Origin of the sequence: Pararhodobacter sp. (assembly GCF_036802785.1) — a bacterium.
GTDB lineage: Bacteria > Pseudomonadota > Alphaproteobacteria > Rhodobacterales > Rhodobacteraceae > Pararhodobacter.
The window spans coordinates 206,662-221,207 of sequence record NZ_DAIRVN010000001.1 but is presented as its reverse complement, the minus strand read 5'-3'; the positions used below and the strand labels follow the sequence as shown (position 1 = coordinate 221,207).

At 64.6% G+C, this 14,546-nt stretch carries 13 protein-coding genes; 7 read left to right on the top strand and 6 right to left on the bottom strand.

Going from position 1 to position 14,546, the window contains the following annotated elements:
• The coding region (locus tag V7Q53_RS01020; protein ID WP_333826498.1) for an acyl-CoA dehydrogenase family protein at nucleotides 1–909 on the top strand (909 nt) is incomplete at its 5' end.
• Between the two features lie 45 nt (nucleotides 910–954).
• Here the strand turns inward: V7Q53_RS01020 and V7Q53_RS01015 are convergent.
• From V7Q53_RS01015 to V7Q53_RS00990, 6 genes are read right to left on the bottom strand one after another with little or no spacing between them, the layout of a single operon-like run.
• Nucleotides 955–2,481 carry an AMP-binding protein gene (locus tag V7Q53_RS01015; protein ID WP_333826497.1) on the bottom strand — a complete coding sequence of 509 codons (1,527 nt, stop codon included), beginning with the start codon at nucleotides 2,479–2,481 and terminating at the stop codon, nucleotides 955–957.
• Nucleotides 2,481–3,260, bottom strand: a complete 780-nt coding sequence (locus V7Q53_RS01010; protein ID WP_333826496.1) for an enoyl-CoA hydratase/isomerase family protein — start codon at nucleotides 3,258–3,260, stop codon at nucleotides 2,481–2,483. The genes V7Q53_RS01015 and V7Q53_RS01010 overlap by 1 nt, the downstream gene beginning before the upstream one ends.
• A 19-nt stretch (nucleotides 3,261–3,279) precedes the next feature.
• Nucleotides 3,280–4,485 (bottom strand): acetyl-CoA acetyltransferase, encoded by a 1,206-nt coding sequence (locus tag V7Q53_RS01005; RefSeq protein ID WP_333826495.1) that lies wholly within the window; start codon nucleotides 4,483–4,485, stop codon nucleotides 3,280–3,282.
• Between the two features lies 1 nt (nucleotide 4,486).
• On the bottom strand, nucleotides 4,487–5,968 hold the full coding sequence (locus V7Q53_RS01000; RefSeq protein ID WP_333826494.1) for a hydroxymethylglutaryl-CoA synthase family protein: 1,482 nt from the start codon (nucleotides 5,966–5,968) through the stop codon (nucleotides 4,487–4,489).
• On the bottom strand, nucleotides 5,965–6,423 hold the full coding sequence (locus V7Q53_RS00995) for a PaaI family thioesterase (RefSeq protein ID WP_333826493.1): 459 nt from the start codon (nucleotides 6,421–6,423) through the stop codon (nucleotides 5,965–5,967). The genes V7Q53_RS01000 and V7Q53_RS00995 overlap by 4 nt, the downstream gene beginning before the upstream one ends.
• A gap of 28 nt (nucleotides 6,424–6,451) precedes the next feature.
• Nucleotides 6,452–7,600: an acyl-CoA dehydrogenase family protein gene (locus V7Q53_RS00990; RefSeq protein ID WP_333826492.1), complete on the bottom strand. Its 1,149-nt coding sequence runs from the start codon at nucleotides 7,598–7,600 to the stop codon at nucleotides 6,452–6,454.
• Between the two features lie 139 nt (nucleotides 7,601–7,739).
• Between V7Q53_RS00990 and V7Q53_RS00985 the strand changes: the two genes are divergently transcribed.
• From V7Q53_RS00985 to repB, 6 genes are all read left to right on the top strand, one after another.
• Entirely contained in the window at nucleotides 7,740–8,660 is a 921-nt protein-coding gene (locus tag V7Q53_RS00985) for an SDR family NAD(P)-dependent oxidoreductase (RefSeq protein WP_333826491.1), read from the top strand.
• Nucleotides 8,660–9,523: a MaoC/PaaZ C-terminal domain-containing protein gene (locus V7Q53_RS00980; protein ID WP_333826490.1), complete on the top strand. Its 864-nt coding sequence runs from the start codon at nucleotides 8,660–8,662 to the stop codon at nucleotides 9,521–9,523. The genes V7Q53_RS00985 and V7Q53_RS00980 overlap by 1 nt, the downstream gene beginning before the upstream one ends.
• A gap of 53 nt (nucleotides 9,524–9,576) precedes the next feature.
• A complete protein-coding gene (locus V7Q53_RS00975) occupies nucleotides 9,577–10,692 on the top strand; it encodes a CaiB/BaiF CoA transferase family protein (protein ID WP_333826489.1) in 1,116 nt (371 codons plus the stop codon).
• 389 nt (nucleotides 10,693–11,081) lie between these two features.
• Nucleotides 11,082–11,963 (top strand): recombinase family protein, encoded by an 882-nt coding sequence (locus tag V7Q53_RS00970; protein WP_333826488.1) that lies wholly within the window; start codon nucleotides 11,082–11,084, stop codon nucleotides 11,961–11,963.
• Nucleotides 11,964–12,291: 328 nt separating this feature from the next.
• Nucleotides 12,292–13,494 carry a plasmid partitioning protein RepA gene (gene repA / locus V7Q53_RS00965; RefSeq protein ID WP_333826487.1) on the top strand — a complete coding sequence of 401 codons (1,203 nt, stop codon included), beginning with the start codon at nucleotides 12,292–12,294 and terminating at the stop codon, nucleotides 13,492–13,494.
• Nucleotides 13,494–14,450, top strand: a complete 957-nt coding sequence (gene repB, locus V7Q53_RS00960) for a plasmid partitioning protein RepB (protein ID WP_333826486.1) — start codon at nucleotides 13,494–13,496, stop codon at nucleotides 14,448–14,450. Before repA ends, repB begins: the two co-directional genes overlap by 1 nt.
• Nucleotides 14,451–14,546 lie beyond the last annotated feature (96 nt).

Genomic DNA, 14,546 nt, shown 5'->3' with positions numbered 1-14,546 from the left:
GGCGGCATGGGGGGCACCGGCGCCGATATCGCCCTTGTTGCCGAGGAAATCGGGCGGGCCGGGGCGGTGGTGCCGATGATTGACTCGGTTCTTCTGGGTGCGGGCGTGCTCGTGGCTGCCGGAGGTCACGAAGCGCTCGTCGCCGCGCTGGTGGCGGGCCGCGCCCACGCGGCGCTTGCCGATATCGAACCGGGCGCGCGCTATGACCCCATCACCAACACCCGCGCCTGCAAGCAGGGCGACGGCTGGCTGCTGCGTGGGGAAAAATCGCCTGTGGTTGGCGGTGAAGATGCCGACTGGCTGATCGTGACTGCCGCCGATGATGACGGGGTGGCGGGGCTCTATCTTGTGGCGGGAGATGCGCCGGGGCTGTCGCGCCGGGGCTACAGCCTTATGGATGGCGGGCGCGGCGCCGACATCGCGCTTGACGAGGTGCCGGGGCAGCGGCTGGGCGGGCATGACCTTCTGGACAGGCCCCTTGCCGCGGCAGTGCTGGCCGTCTGTGCCGATGCGGTCGGCACCATCACCCGCGTGCTGGACATGACAACGGAACATCTGCGCACCCGCCGGCAATTCGGCCAACCGATCGGCACCTTTCAGGCGCTGGCGCACCGTCTGGCGGACCTGGTGATCGACGCCGAGGGCGCGCGCTCGGCGGTGGCCAATCTGGCGGATCACCTTGATGCACAACCGATGCTGCGCGAGCGCCATGTGAGTGCCGCCAAGGTCACAGTGGGCGAAACCGCCCGACTGGTGGCCGAAGAGGCGATTCAGATGCATGGCGGCATCGGGTTGACGCAGGAATACGGGCTGGGGGTGCTTGCACGCCGGCTTCTCGCGGCCGATGCACGGTTCGGCGATGCAGATCACCACCTTGACCGCTTTACAATGCTCGGGCGTGCAAGCTGAGGCCAGGGCGGGCGCGGGATTGCCGCGCCCCGCACTTGCCGCCGGTCAGATGCTGCGGCCCGCGCCCGTCCAGTATTTCTCGCGCAGTTTGCGCTTGTAGACCTTGCCCGAGGCATCGCGCGGCATATCCGGGTCGAGGACGATCCGGCGCGGCTGCATGTATTTTGCCAGCTTTCCGGCAAGGAAATCGCGAAGTGCCGCCTCGGTCAGCGCCCGCCCCGGTTCGGGTGCGATGACCGCGCAGACGATCTCGCCCAGATCCTCGTCAGGGACGCCGAATACCGCTACGTCAAGCACGTCGGGGCACTCAAGGATCACTGCCTCGATCTGCGCGGGGTAAATATTGACGCCCCCGACGATAATCATGTCGCGCTTGCGATCCGACAGAAACAGGTAGCCGTCCGCATCAAGGTAACCCACGTCACCCGAAGTGATGAGCCCGTTGCGTTCGATCGCCGCGCGGCCTTCGGGGCATTTATGGTAGGTAAACTCGGCCATCGTCGAAAGATGCCCGTAAATCTCGCCCGGAACGCCCGGCGGGCAGGGGTTTCCGGCGTCATCAAGGATCATCAGTCGCGCCGAGGGCAAGGCGCGGCCTACGGTGCCGGGCCGCTCGCGGGCATCCGCAGGCGTGGCCCAGGTCATCGCGCCGGTCTCGGTGCTGCCGTAGAACTCGTAGATGCACGGGCCCCACCAGTCGAGAATCGCGCGCTTGACCTCGGGCGGACAGGGTGCCCCGGCACAAACGACATGACGCAGCGACGACAGATCATGACGCACCCTCACCGCCTCCGGCAGCTTGAGAAGGCGCACAAACATCGTCGGCACTATGAACATGGTGGTGATGTGGTGGCGCTCGATCAGCCGCAGCGTTTCTTCAGGATCAAAGCGCGGCATCAGCACCAGCGTACCCTTCTCGTGAAAGGTCATCACCGCAAAACGGTTGGGGGCCGAATGATAGAGCGGCGTTGGCAACAGCACGCGCGCTCCGGCATCGAAAATGCCGTTGTAGCCCTGCCGGTTCGGGGTTGAAGGGCCAAGGCGCAGCACGCCCTTGGGGTTGCCAGTCGTCCCCGACGTATAGAGCATCGCCATTGAGGGCGGGGGCGTTTCGCCGTCCCAGGGGGAACAGGAGGCAATGACCTCAGACAGCGTCTCTGAACCGGCGGGCGGGCGGCAGTCCTCAGGGGGGATGTGGCAGGCGGCGGCAATGTCCTCGGGCACATCGACAGCGATCACAAGGCGCCGGTCCAGCAGGCCCGGGGGAAACTGCGGGCCAAGGCGGTGCAGAAGGTCGGCATGAATAATCAGCGCCTTCGCATCGCAATCGTCGATCACATAGGCGACCTCGCGCGCAGTGAAATGCCAGTTGACTGGCACCGCCACCGCGCCAAGGGCCGTGGCCGCAAGCGTGCCGGTCACAAAGGTGATGTCATTGCGCATCAGAAGCACGACGCGGTCGCCCTGCCCCACATCCGCCGCCCGCAACCGCGTGGCTAGCCTGCGCGCGTCATCCAGGACCGCCGCGCCGGGAACCTGCCGCGCGCCCGAGACCACGCTGTGCACCATCATCATTTCCCTCGGAAAACGGGCTTGCGCTTTTCATTGAAGGCGCGCACCCCCTCTTCGAAATCGGCCGAGTTGAAGGCCGTGTCCTGGCACATGGTCTCCAGCCGCAAGGCATCATCCAGTGATGAGCCCGCGGCAGCAAGGATCTGCCGCTTGATCATCGAAAACGAAACGGTGGGCCCGGCGGCCAGCTTGTGGGCCAGCGCCATCGCGGCAGACAGCGCCGCGCCCTCATCGGCAAGTTCGCTTACAAGGCCCAGTGCATGGGCTTCATCGCCGGTCAATGAGGTGGCGGACAGCGCCAGCTGCATCGTGCGCGCCTCACCAATCCGACGCGAGAGCGCATAGAGCGCGCCCCCGTCGGGCGAAGCACCAATCCGCGAGAAGGTGAGCGAAAAACGGGCACAGCGCCCGGCCACAATCAGATCGGCGGCAAGTGCCAGTGAAAAGCCGACGCCCGCCGCCGGACCGTTCACTGCGGCGACCACCGGCAGCGGTATTTCCCGCAGCAGCCGGATGATCGGATTGATGCCCGCCATCATCTGACCCGCGACCTTGCCGCGCCGGGCAAGTATCGTCGTCGGGTCCAGATCTGCCCCCGAACAAAAGCCGCGCCCCGCCCCCACCAGCACCACCGCCCGCGCCGAGGGGGTGACAAGCTCATCGCGCAGGGCCTGCAACAGCCCCTCGCGCATCGGGTTTGACAGCGCGTTGAGGCGCTCAGGACGGTTGAAGGTGAGCGTCAGCACATCCCCCTCGCGCCCGATCAACAGATCGCTCATGTCAGTTTTCCTTTCCATATCAAACACCAAGCCGGCCGATGATCGACAGCGCGCAGACATTCTGATGCGGAAAGCCGCCCAGATTGTGGGTCAGGCACAGCGAGGGTTCCTTAGCGCGCTGGCGCTCTCCCGCCCGGCCCAGAAGCTGCAGATACATCTCATAGATCATCCGCAACCCCGAGGCGCCGATCGGATGGCCGAAGCACTTCAGGCCGCCGTCGATCTGGCAGGGCATTGTTCCATCGGCATCATAGAAGCCATCCATCACATCCGTCACGGCCTGTCCCTCGGCCGAGATGAACAGATCTTCCATGGTCACAAGTTCGGTTACCGAAAAACAGTCATGCACCTCGATCAGACTGAGCTGGTCGCGCGGGCGGGTAATACCCGCCTCCTTGTAAGCACGCTGTGCAGCTACACGGGTGGTGACAAAATGGCTGCCGTCCCATCCGTTGTATTGCGCTTCAAATCCATTGGACACCGCAAGTTGCAACGCCTTGACCGAGAGGATGTCAGCCTTGCCCAGTGCCCTCGCAATCTCAGGCGTGGTGACGATCGCGCAGGCCGCACCGTCTGACACGCCGCAGCAGTCATACAGCCCCAGCGGCTCGGCAATGATGGGGGCGTTCATCACCGTCTCTTCGGTGATGATGTTGCGCAGATGGGCCTTGGGGTTCTTCGCCCCGTTGGCATGGCTTTTCACCGAAACATGCGCGATAGCCCGCTTGAGATCGATGGCCGAGACCCCGTGCTTGGCCCGATAGGCGGTGGCAAGTTGCGCAAACGACCCCGGCGCCGAGGCATTGGCCCAGAACAGATCGTTGACTGAACCCCGGTTGCGCTGCGGCAAGCCGCCGTAGCCAGTATCCTTGAGCTTCTCGACGCCCAGTGCCAGCGCCACATCGCAGGCCCCCGAGGCCACCGCATAGACCGCGCCGCGGAACGCCTCGGTGCCCGACGCGCAATAGTTTTCAACCCGCGTCACCGGAATGTTGGGCAGCCGCAGGCCGGTTGAAAGCGGCACCGCCGACTTGCCCACATGCTGCTCTTCGATGCCGGTGCCCAGCCAGGCGGCCTCGATCCGGCTTTTGTCGATCCCCGCATCGGCGATGGCCTCAACAAAGGCCTCTACCATCAGGTCTTCGGCATTGTCATTCCAGCGCTCGCCGAAGCGCGAACAACCCATGCCAAGGATGGCGACCTTGTCCTTGATGCCTGAAGCCATGTCAGTCTCCTTCCGCCTGCGCTGCAACGCTTTGCACCGGGGTTGCCTTCCAGAAATAGCGGCGAAAGCCGCGCCTTGGGTCATAGTCCTTGACGCGGAACACCATCTTCATCGGCTGGCCGACCTGCAGGTCGGCATCGGGGTCGATATCGGTGAAATCCGCCATCATCCGCCCGCCGCCCGCAAACTGGACCATGCCGAAATACTGGGGCGGGTCAGGGGTATAGGTCAGCCGGTCGGCGGTGAACGAGTTGATTGTCGCGGGCGTGTCGGCAAAGCGGTGCGGCTCCTGGCTGTCGACGGCGCCGCAATTGGGGTTCACGCAGATGCGGCTCGCCGGAAACTGCGGCGTGCCGCAGGCGATGCACCGCCCGCCGATCAGCGCCTGCGACATTGCCTTGTTGCGATAGAGTGTCGAAAGCCCGGTCTGTTTGTCCACTTCGGAACGGATGCCGTATTCCATCTTGAGCAGGTCATTGAACGCAAGGTAGCGCGCATAGCGCCGTTCCTCGCGCCGCCCCGCCAGCGCGCCGGAAAGCCCGGCGCGGGGCGGCAGGCGGTCGATCGCTTCTGTCACCTCGAACAGAAGCGCATCGCATCCCTGCCCGAAACCGGCGACCAGAATCCTTTCACCCGGCCGCGCGCGCTCCAGCACCCCGGCGAGCATCAGAAGCGGGTGCGCGCAGCCCGTCTCACCCACCGTGGCCTGAAGGTTGTCTACCACCGCCCCCTCAGGGATACCCACAGCTTTGGCGATCTGCCCGGCCACCCGCCGCGCGGCCACGGGAAACACGAAATGCCCGATGCTTGCGGGGTCTGCGCCGGTCTGCGCGAACAGTCCGCGCAGGGTTTCAGGCACGATCTTCAGATAGCCTTCGTCGCGCACCCAGCGCTCTTCCCAGCTATAATCGAACTGAGCGCCCTCGCCGCGAAAGTGATCGACGAAATCCACTGCGTCACTGCGCTGGCCAAGCAGGCGCGCAACGACCCCTTCGCCCTGCCCGACGACAAACGCCGCCGCCCCGTCACCGCGGGTCATTTCCTGGGTGCTTGCGGCCTTGGCCCTGCTGCGCTCGGCAGCGACGACAACCAGCGGTTTGTCAAACCCGCCCGCCGACCGCAGCGCCACCGCCAAAGCCGCCGTGCCCGAGCGCTGCGAAGATGCCAGATCAAGCGTGATGATTTCCCGGGGCAGCGCCAGCGCATCGGCCACGATCCCGACATTCTGCCGGTCAAGGAACGGAAAGCTGGTCGATGCCATCCAGACTCCGCCAAGCCCTGCCGGGTCAAGCCCCCCCAGCGCGTCTCGCACCGCCTCGACGGCCATGGTCACCGCGTCTTCGTCCCAGTTGGCCATGGTCCGCTCACCCTTTGCCAGCCCCTTCAGCCCCGGCGCAACCCAGGCGTGGGCATGGGCGATCTCGGCGCGCTGCAGGCGGGCGCGCGGCAGCCAGGCGCCATGCGCGATCAGTCCCGTCGTCATTGCATGTCCTCCGTTGACGCCCTGTCAGTGGGCGGTTGACTGGTGTCGCCCCGGTCCTGGGACGCGATATAGCGAAAGGCACCTGTCGCCGTGGCAAGCACCCGGCCCGCCGCGTCGCTCACTCCGGCTTCGGCAAAGAACACCCTCTTGCCGCCGCCCGTGCGCCTTGCCCGGACGGTCAGTTCCCCTTCACGTGCCGATGCCAGAAAGTTCGTGGTCAGGCTGAGCGTGACACAGCGCCTGGGCGGCGTGCCGGGTGGCACATAGCACCCGGCGATGCCGCAACCAAAATCCAGCAGTGTCATGAAGACGCCGCCATGCACCATGTCATTGCTGTTGAGCATCTCGGGGTGCAACAGCATGTGCCCCACCGCGCCCTCGGCGGACCATTCGGTCAGCTCTATTCCCATATGCCGGTTGAAGCCGGTGCTGACGCGGGGCGTTGCAAGGGTCATGCGCCCCCCTTCCCGAGTTGCGCGCGGCTCATTTCCGGCCCGTCATGGAACGCCCGATGATCTCGCGCATGATTTCGCCGGTGCCGCCGGCAATCCGCGCCATGCGGCTGTCAGCCCAGGCACGCGCGATCGGATATTCCCACATGTAGCCATAACCGCCGAACATCTGAAGCAGCGCGTCCAGCACCCTGCTCTGCATTTCGGAGGCCAGCATCTTGGCCATTGCAGCGTCGGTCGAATCCAGTTCATGGCGCATATGCATGTCGATGCAATGGTCGGTGAAGACGCGCATCATCTGAACCTCGGCACGCGCTTCGGCCAGCTTGAAACGGGTGTTCTGGAAATCGGACAGGTTGCGGCCGAATGCCTTGCGGTCCGTGACATAGGCCAGCGTCCATTCGAGCGCGGCCTCCATGGTCGCGCAGCAACGGATCGCCTGAATCAACCGCTCCTGCGGCAACTGCTCCATCAACTGGACGAAACCGCGCCCCTCGGCGCCGATCATGTTTGCGACTGGTACCCGCACCTCGTCAAAGAACAGCTCGGCCGTGTCCTGCGCTTTCCAGCCGATCTTTTCAAGCTTGCGGCCCTTGCGAAAGCCCTCCATCCCCGCCTCGACAACCAGCAGGCTCATCCCCCTGGCAGCCTGTGACGGATCGGTCTTGCAGGCAACAATCACCAGATCGCACAAAAGGCCGTTGGTGATGAAAACCTTCTGACCGCTAAGCACCCACTCGTCGCCATCGCGCACGGCATGGGTCTTGATGCTCTGCACATCCGAACCGCCTGAAGGTTCGGTCATGGCGATGGCGCCGATCTTGCGGCCCGCGGCCATGTCGGGCAGCCAGCGGCGCCTCTGCTCTTCTGTGCCGTAGTGCAGGATATAGGGCGCGACGATATCGGAATGCAGCGTAAAGCCCGGCCCCATCGCATTCGCCCGGCACAGCTCTTCCAGAATGATCGCGGAATAGACGAAATCAGCCCCCGCACCGCCATAGGCCTCGGGCAGCGCCGCACACAGAAACCCGGCCTCTCCGGCTTTTTGCCAGGCTTCGCGGCTGACCTGCCCATCGCGTTCCCACTGGTCATGATAGGGGGCGATCTCGGCTTCGACAAAGCGGCGCGCTGACTGGCGGAATGTTTCATGGCTTGAATCGAACAAGGTGCGCTGAAACATGGCCGGTCATTCTCCACATAAATGTCGGCGCGACGGGTGCGCCTGCTCGATTCAAAAATTAATACACTTGTGGATCATCCGCAAGTGTATTAATTTCCGACAAGACGAAACCGGGTCAAAAACAACTGAGGGACAAGAGATGGCCGAGAGCAAACTTCTGGACGGCAAGGTCGCGCTGGTCACGGGCGCCGGGCGCGGGGTGGGGCGCGAAATCGCGCTGCTGCTGGCGCAGCAGGGCGCAAAGGTCGTCGTGAACGATCTGGGCGGATCGGGCGGCGGCGAAGGGCAGGATGATGCACCCGCCAACGAGGTGATCGCCGCAATCCGAGCGGCCGGTGGCGAGGCAGCGGCAAATTCCGACAGCGTCGCCAACATGAAGGCCGCGCAGGGCATGATCAATCAGGCGGTGGACACCTTTGGCCGCATCGACATCGTGGTGAACAACGCGGGTATCCTGCGCGATTCGATCTTTCACAAGATGACCGAAGAAGACTGGGACCTGGTGGTTTCGGTCCATCTGAAGGGCTCGTTCAACGTGGCCCGCGCCGCTGCGACCCATTTTCGCGAACAGCAGTCCGGCCGGATGATTCACATGACCTCGACCTCGGGGCTGATTGGCAACTTCGGACAGGCCAATTATGCGGCCGCCAAGCTGGGGATTGTGGGGCTGTCACGATCGATCGCGCTGGATATGGCACGCTACAACGTCACTTCGAACGCCATCGCCCCCTTCGCCTGGAGCCGGCTGATCGGCACCATTCCCACCACGACAGATGCCGAACGGATCCGGGTGGAGCGCATGAAGCGGATGACCCCCGCCAAGGTCGCGCCCCTTGTGGCCGCGCTGTCATCGGACCGCGCGCAGCATGTGACGGGTCAGGTCTTTGCGGTGCGCAGTGACGAGGTGTTCCTGTTCAGCCAGAGCCGGCCGGCGCGCGGCCTTGGCCGGAGTGACGGCTGGACAGCTGAAGCGATCCTCGATCATGCGCTGCCTGCCTTCGGTCCGGCCCTCACCCCGCTGGAACGCTCTGCCGATGTGTTCTGCTGGGATCCGTACTGATGGCACTTGATCTTGAGGCCGTTCTGAACTGGGATTTCGCGGATGTGACGCAAAGCTACACCACCCGCGATTCAATCCTCTATGCGCTCGGCGTGGGCTTCGGGCTTGATCCACTGGACCGCGCCGACCTGCCCTTCGTTTTCGAAGAGCCCGCCCTTCTGGCCGTGCCCTCCATGGCCGTGGTGCTGGCAAGCCCCGGTTTCTGGCTTCGCGACCCGCGCACCGGGGTGGACTGGGCGAAGGTGCTGCACGGCGAACAGGGGCTGGTGCTGCACCAACCGCTTCCGCCCGCCGCAACGGTCATTGGCCGCACCCGTGTGCTGGGGGTTCTGGACAAGGGGGCGGGCAAGGGCGCGCTGATCTTCACAGAGCGCACCATCACCGATGCGGCGACGGGCGAAAAGCTAGCCACCCTCACCTCGACCAGCTTTGCGCGAGGCGATGGTGGCCGTGGTGGCACAATGGACGCGGCGCCGCCCCCCCATCCACTGCCCATACGCGAGGCCGATCAGGTGGTTGACCTGCCGACCCTGCCCAGTGCCGCGCTGATCTACCGCCTGTCGGGCGATCCGAACCCGCTGCATGCCAGCCCAGATGTCGCCGCCAGCGCGGGCTTTCATGCACCGATCCTGCACGGGCTCTGCACGCTTGGGGTGGCGGGTCACGCGATCCTGCGCGCCGCCTGCGGCAATGACCCGCGCCGGCTTGGGTCGCTGCGTCTTCGGTTCTCAAGTCCGGTCTACCCTGGCGAGACAATCCGCACCGAACTGTGGCGGGATGGCCCCGTTGTTTCCTTCCGCGCGCGGGTTCTGGAGCGTGATCTGGTGGTGCTGAACAACGGACAGGCCGAGATTTCCGGCTGAACGGCACGCGCCGCCCGTCTCATCCGAAATTGCCCGGCAGGAAGGGAAAACACATGGGGCCACTTCACGGAATACGCATAGTTGAGTTTGCGGGTATCGGGCCCGGCCCGTTCGCGGGGATGATGCTGGCCGACATGGGCGCCGACATCCTGCGCATCGACCGCCCCGGACCCGCCGACCCTACCGCCGGCGCCGATGTGGTCTCGCGCGGGCGGCGCTCGGTCGTGCTGGACCTGAAGACGGAGGCGGGGCGCGCGGTTGCGCTGCGGCTTGTGGCCCGCGCCGATGCGCTGATCGAAGGGTTCCGTCCCGGCGTGATGGAGCGGCTTGGCCTTGGGCCCGAACCCTGCCATGCCCTCAACCCCGCGCTGGTCTATGGCCGCATGACCGGCTGGGGCCAGCAGGGGCCGCTGTCGCAGGCCGCCGGGCATGACCTGAACTACATTGCCCTCTCTGGCGCGCTGTGGTCGATGGGCGAGTCCGGGCGCGACCCGGTGCCGCCGCTCAACCTTCTGGGGGATTTCGGTGGCGGCGGCATGATGCTGGCCTTCGGCATTGCCTGCGGCCTTCTGCGCGCGCGTGTCACCGGACGCGGCGATGTGGTCGATGCGGCCATCTGCGACGGGACAGCCGCGCTGATGGGCTTCATTTATGGTCAGCGCGCGCGCGGCCGCTGGGAAAACGCGCGCGGGGCGAACCGGCTTGACGGTGCCGCGCCGCAATATGGCGTGTACCGCTGCGCCGATGGCGGATGGATCACGCTTGCGCCGCTGGAGCCGCAGTTCTTCGACCTGCTGCGCGACCTGCTCGGGCTGCCCGAAGACTGGCGCACCCGCCGCGAGGATCGCACCGAATGGCCTACCCTGCGCGCCGAACTGGCAGCGATCATCGCCACCCGCAGCCGCGCCGAATGGTGCGCGCTGCTTGAGGGAACCGATGTGTGCTTTGCCCCGGTGCTGGACCTCGACGAAGCCCCGCGCCATCCGCACAACCTGGCCAGAGACGTGTTCACCGAGGCGGGCGGCCTGATGCAGCCGAACCCCGCACCCCGCTTCCGCGATGCCGCTCCACAACTGCCCGGGCCGCCCCCCCTTCCCGGTGCAGGCGCAGCCTCCGCCCTGGCCGACTGGGGCTTCAGTCCCGCCGAACGCGCTGCACTCGGAGTATGAAGCGCCAGAAAGAACGCGCAGGCAGGTCCTGTCAGCGATCCAAAGTCTTGCTCTGTCATCTTCGCAGCCACTGCGGGAAGCGGCGATATCCGGGCTTCCCGGTCAAAAGCGACAGGGTGGCGCGATTCAGAATTCGTCCTATAAATAATGGATTATATTTCGGCATATCATCATAATATAGCGATTATGTTCACTACATGAAGGTTATAGCTCCGTACTGCTTAACCCCCTAACTCAAACGCTGCGCGCGCCCGGCCGTTCACTTGCTGAGCGCGCTCAGCGCCGGAAACAAAGGGAATTCGACCGACGCAATGCTATCGCTTGCCCTTGCATCCGTTTACAAACGGTCGTTTATTAACTCCGCCCTAAATCGCAAAACGGCCCTTTTCATGCCCCTCATCGGCTACGCGCGTGTTTCTACCGACGATCAGACCCCCCTGCCCCAGTCCGAAGCCTTGCAGGCTGCGGGTTGCGGGGAGATTCATGAAGAGCATGCCTCGGGCGGCAATCGCGCGCGGCCGGTGCTGGCGCGGGTGCTGGAGCGGGTGCGCAAAGGCGATACGCTGGTGGTGGTGCGCATCGACCGGCTGGCGCGCTCGCTCTCGCATCTGCTTGAAGTGATAGAGCGGCTGGAGGCGAAAGGCGCCTTCTTCCGCTCGCTGCAAGACCCGATCGACACCGCCAGCCCGCAGGGCAAGTTCACCTTGCAGGTTCTGGGCGCTGCCGCGGAATTTGAACGCGCCCTGATCCGCGAGCGCACCAAAGCGGGGCTGGTCAGTGCACGGACCAAGGGCCGCATTGGTGGCAATCCGGGGTTGCGGGCGCGTGACCCGGCGGCGTTGCGCAAGGTGCGGCTGGCGCGGCAGGACGGCTATCTGGACCGCCTCAATGCCACTGCGGCGGAATGGGTGCCCCATGTCCGCCGTCTGCGGCCGGATATGCCGTGGGAGGATGTGCTGCGCCTGATCAATGCCCCGCTTCCCCCTGACCGGCGCTGGTCACAATCCCGGCTGCTGCGCGCCGTCAAAGCCTATGTCGCCAACGGCTTCCTGCCGGACACTGTGCTGCCGCGCGCCCCGCGCAGTGACACGGATGACCGGCTTCCCGCGCTGGTTGCCGCCATCAAGGGCGCCGATCCCGATATCACGCTGCAGGCGATCTGCGACCGGCTGGAAGCCATGCGCGAGCGCACACCGCGCGGGCGGAGCACCTGGCAGCCTTCTTCGGTGAAAATGCTGCTTGAGCGCGCGCAGAAACTGGGATTGCTCTGATCCCACGGGATTTACCGGCAGAATCGATGGCAGCATCGATTCGTCCAGCCTGTGCTTTGCCCAGCGATAGCGGACCTGAGGCAGACGGGCACTACATCTGGCGGGCATTTGGCCCTCCGGTTGACATAAATGCTTAATTTTCAGCTTGTTAATGATGTGTTGCGGCTGAAAGCTCCTCGCCTGGCTTCTGCCCCCAGAGTTGATTGTGTCAAAAAAGTATTGCCTGACGTGAAGTTGCGTGTCATTTGTTCTGTTGTCGCAAGACCGCGAAAATCGCGCATTCTGGCGACGAAACACAGATGGCCCACCAAGAGGCCATGAGGGCAGCATGAATTCGACAAGCGATACACCCGTCTCAGGCTCGATTGCCGCATCCATTGCGGCGAATGCCGCAAGGCTGTCCGAAGCGCTGAACAATCATATGCGCAACAGCTTCCAGCCGGATAGCCGGAAAACGCTGCGCAAGTTCCAGCCCTCCGAAGTGTCGGAGATGACCGGCATCAGCATGTCAAACCTGCGCACCCGGCATCAGGAAGGGGACTTCCCCGAGGTCGAGACCGACTCGCGCGGGCGCCGCCTCTATTCCGCCGAGGAGATCGACCAGATCCGCCAGGTCATGGCCCGCACCGGGCGCAACGGCGAGGCCTATCGCCCCGGCCGGCGCGAGGGTGATGCGCTTCAGGTCATCTCGATCGTGAATTTCAAGGGCGGGTCCAGCAAGACCACAACGGCGATCCATCTGGCCCAGCGGTATGCCCTGCGCGGCTACCGCGTTCTGGCGATCGACATGGACCCGCAGGCAAGCCTGACCACGATGTTCGGCTACCGGCCAGAGATCGAATTCGCGGAAAGCGGCACCATCTACGATGCCCTGCGCTATGACGACCCGCTGCCGCTGAGCGCCGTGGTGCGCAAGACCTATTTCCACAATCTGGATCTGGCACCCGCCGGCCTCATGCTCTCGGAATACGAGACCGAGACCGCCTATGCCCTTCAGCACAAGATCGATCCGCCCTTCACCCAGCGCCTCGCCATCGCGCTGGATGAGGTCGAAGGCGATTATGACCTGGTGATCATCGACTGCCCGCCGCAGCTTGGCTTTACCACCATGACCGCGCTGCTGGCCTCATCGGGGCTGCTGATCACCGTGGTGCCCAGCATGCTTGATGTGGCGTCAATGGCGCAATTCCTTGAAATGGCTGGAGAAACTGTCCGCACACTGGAAGAGGTCACCGGCCCTATCGACTGGAATTTCCTGAAATTCCTGATCGCCCGCTATGAGCCGACCGATGTGCCCCAATCGCAGATGGCCGGGTTCCTGCGCTCGATCCTGCTGGATCAGGTGCTCAACACGCCGATGCTGAAGTCCACCGCCATCTCGGACGCGGGGATGACCCAGCAAACCATCTATGAGCTCGACCCTTCGCAGGTTGTGCGCAAAACCCTCGACCGCATTCTTGAAAGCGTGAACGGGGTGGCGGACGAGTTCGAGAAGACCATTCAACAGGCCTGGGGCCGCGAGGTTGACTGATGGCACGCCGAAATCTTTTCCAGCCCCCTCCCCCGCCCTCTGACAGCGCTGCCCCGGCAGAGAAGCCGCGCTTTCCCAATACCGGGGCGATGAGTGGTGTGAAATCGACGCTCAAGGATCTGTCCAGCAATGCTGTGCGGGAAATCGCGCCCGATCTGATCGATGATGGCGGGCCGAAAGACCGGCTGTCGATCTCAGATGCCGATGTGGCCGCGCTGGCCGAAAGCATCCGCGCGCATGGCCAGCAGGTGCCGATCATGGTGCGACCCCTGCCCGAGAGGCCGGGGCATTACCGCGTGGTATACGGGCGCAGGCGGCTTCATGCTTTGCGCCTTCTGGGCCAGCCCGCCAAGGCACTGGTGCGGGCGCTTTCTGATCAGGAAGCGGTGCTGGCGCAGGGGCAGGAAAACTCTCAGCGGCTTGATCCCAGCTTCATCGAGAAAGCGCTCTTTGCCCATGAACTGACTGAGGGGGGTTATGAGCCGCCGGTGATCATGGATGCGCTGGCCGTTGACAAGCCGATGCTCTCGCGCATGAACAAGGTTGCGCGGACCATTCCGCCATCGGTGGTGCAGCGCATCGGCCCGGCCCATGGCATCGGGCGCCGCCGGTGGGAGGAGCTTGCGGATACCGCGCGCGCGCATGACATCGACCTTGCGGCGCTTGCCGCGTCGCTGGAATTTGCCGCCTCCATGCCCTCGGACGACCGTTTCGCGCGTGTTGCTGATGCGGTGGCGGCCCGTCTGCGCGAGGCAGCACCGGCCGCCCCCCCTGCCCTCTCGGTCACGCATGCCGACGGCACACCGCTGGCCGAGATCCGTGAAACCGCCCGCGCCCTGACGCTGAAACTGTCGAAATCCGACACGCCGGAGTTTGCCAGCTGGATGCGCGATAATGCCGGGGCAGAGCTGTCGCGCCTCTATGATGCGTGGCGCGCGGCGCACAAGGCCGACTGACCACAACCAACCCAGAACACAGGAGCACGAAAAGCAGCCAGAAAAAGAAAGAGCCCCCCAAGGTCACCCCCGGAGAGCCCAGTCTGTTCTTAGCAC

What these genes read in the sequence shown, in the direction of transcription:
- V7Q53_RS01015 (WP_333826497.1), bottom strand. Translation starts at nt 2,481, where the DNA reads ATGATGGTGCACAGCGTGGTCTCGGGCGCGCGGCAGGTTCCCGGCGCG.
- V7Q53_RS01010 (WP_333826496.1), bottom strand. Translation starts at nt 3,260, where the DNA reads ATGAGCGATCTGTTGATCGGGCGCGAGGGGGATGTGCTGACGCTCACC.
- V7Q53_RS01005 (WP_333826495.1), bottom strand. Translation starts at nt 4,485, where the DNA reads ATGGCTTCAGGCATCAAGGACAAGGTCGCCATCCTTGGCATGGGTTGT.
- V7Q53_RS01000 (WP_333826494.1), bottom strand. Translation starts at nt 5,968, where the DNA reads ATGACGACGGGACTGATCGCGCATGGCGCCTGGCTGCCGCGCGCCCGC.
- V7Q53_RS00995 (WP_333826493.1), bottom strand. Translation starts at nt 6,423, where the DNA reads ATGACCCTTGCAACGCCCCGCGTCAGCACCGGCTTCAACCGGCATATG.
- V7Q53_RS00990 (WP_333826492.1), bottom strand. Translation starts at nt 7,600, where the DNA reads ATGTTTCAGCGCACCTTGTTCGATTCAAGCCATGAAACATTCCGCCAG.
- V7Q53_RS00985 (WP_333826491.1), top strand. Translation starts at nt 7,740, where the DNA reads ATGGCCGAGAGCAAACTTCTGGACGGCAAGGTCGCGCTGGTCACGGGC.
- V7Q53_RS00980 (WP_333826490.1), top strand. Translation starts at nt 8,660, where the DNA reads ATGGCACTTGATCTTGAGGCCGTTCTGAACTGGGATTTCGCGGATGTG.
- V7Q53_RS00975 (WP_333826489.1), top strand. Translation starts at nt 9,577, where the DNA reads ATGGGGCCACTTCACGGAATACGCATAGTTGAGTTTGCGGGTATCGGG.
- V7Q53_RS00970 (WP_333826488.1), top strand. Translation starts at nt 11,082, where the DNA reads ATGCCCCTCATCGGCTACGCGCGTGTTTCTACCGACGATCAGACCCCC.
- repA (WP_333826487.1), top strand. Translation starts at nt 12,292, where the DNA reads ATGAATTCGACAAGCGATACACCCGTCTCAGGCTCGATTGCCGCATCC.
- repB (WP_333826486.1), top strand. Translation starts at nt 13,494, where the DNA reads ATGGCACGCCGAAATCTTTTCCAGCCCCCTCCCCCGCCCTCTGACAGC.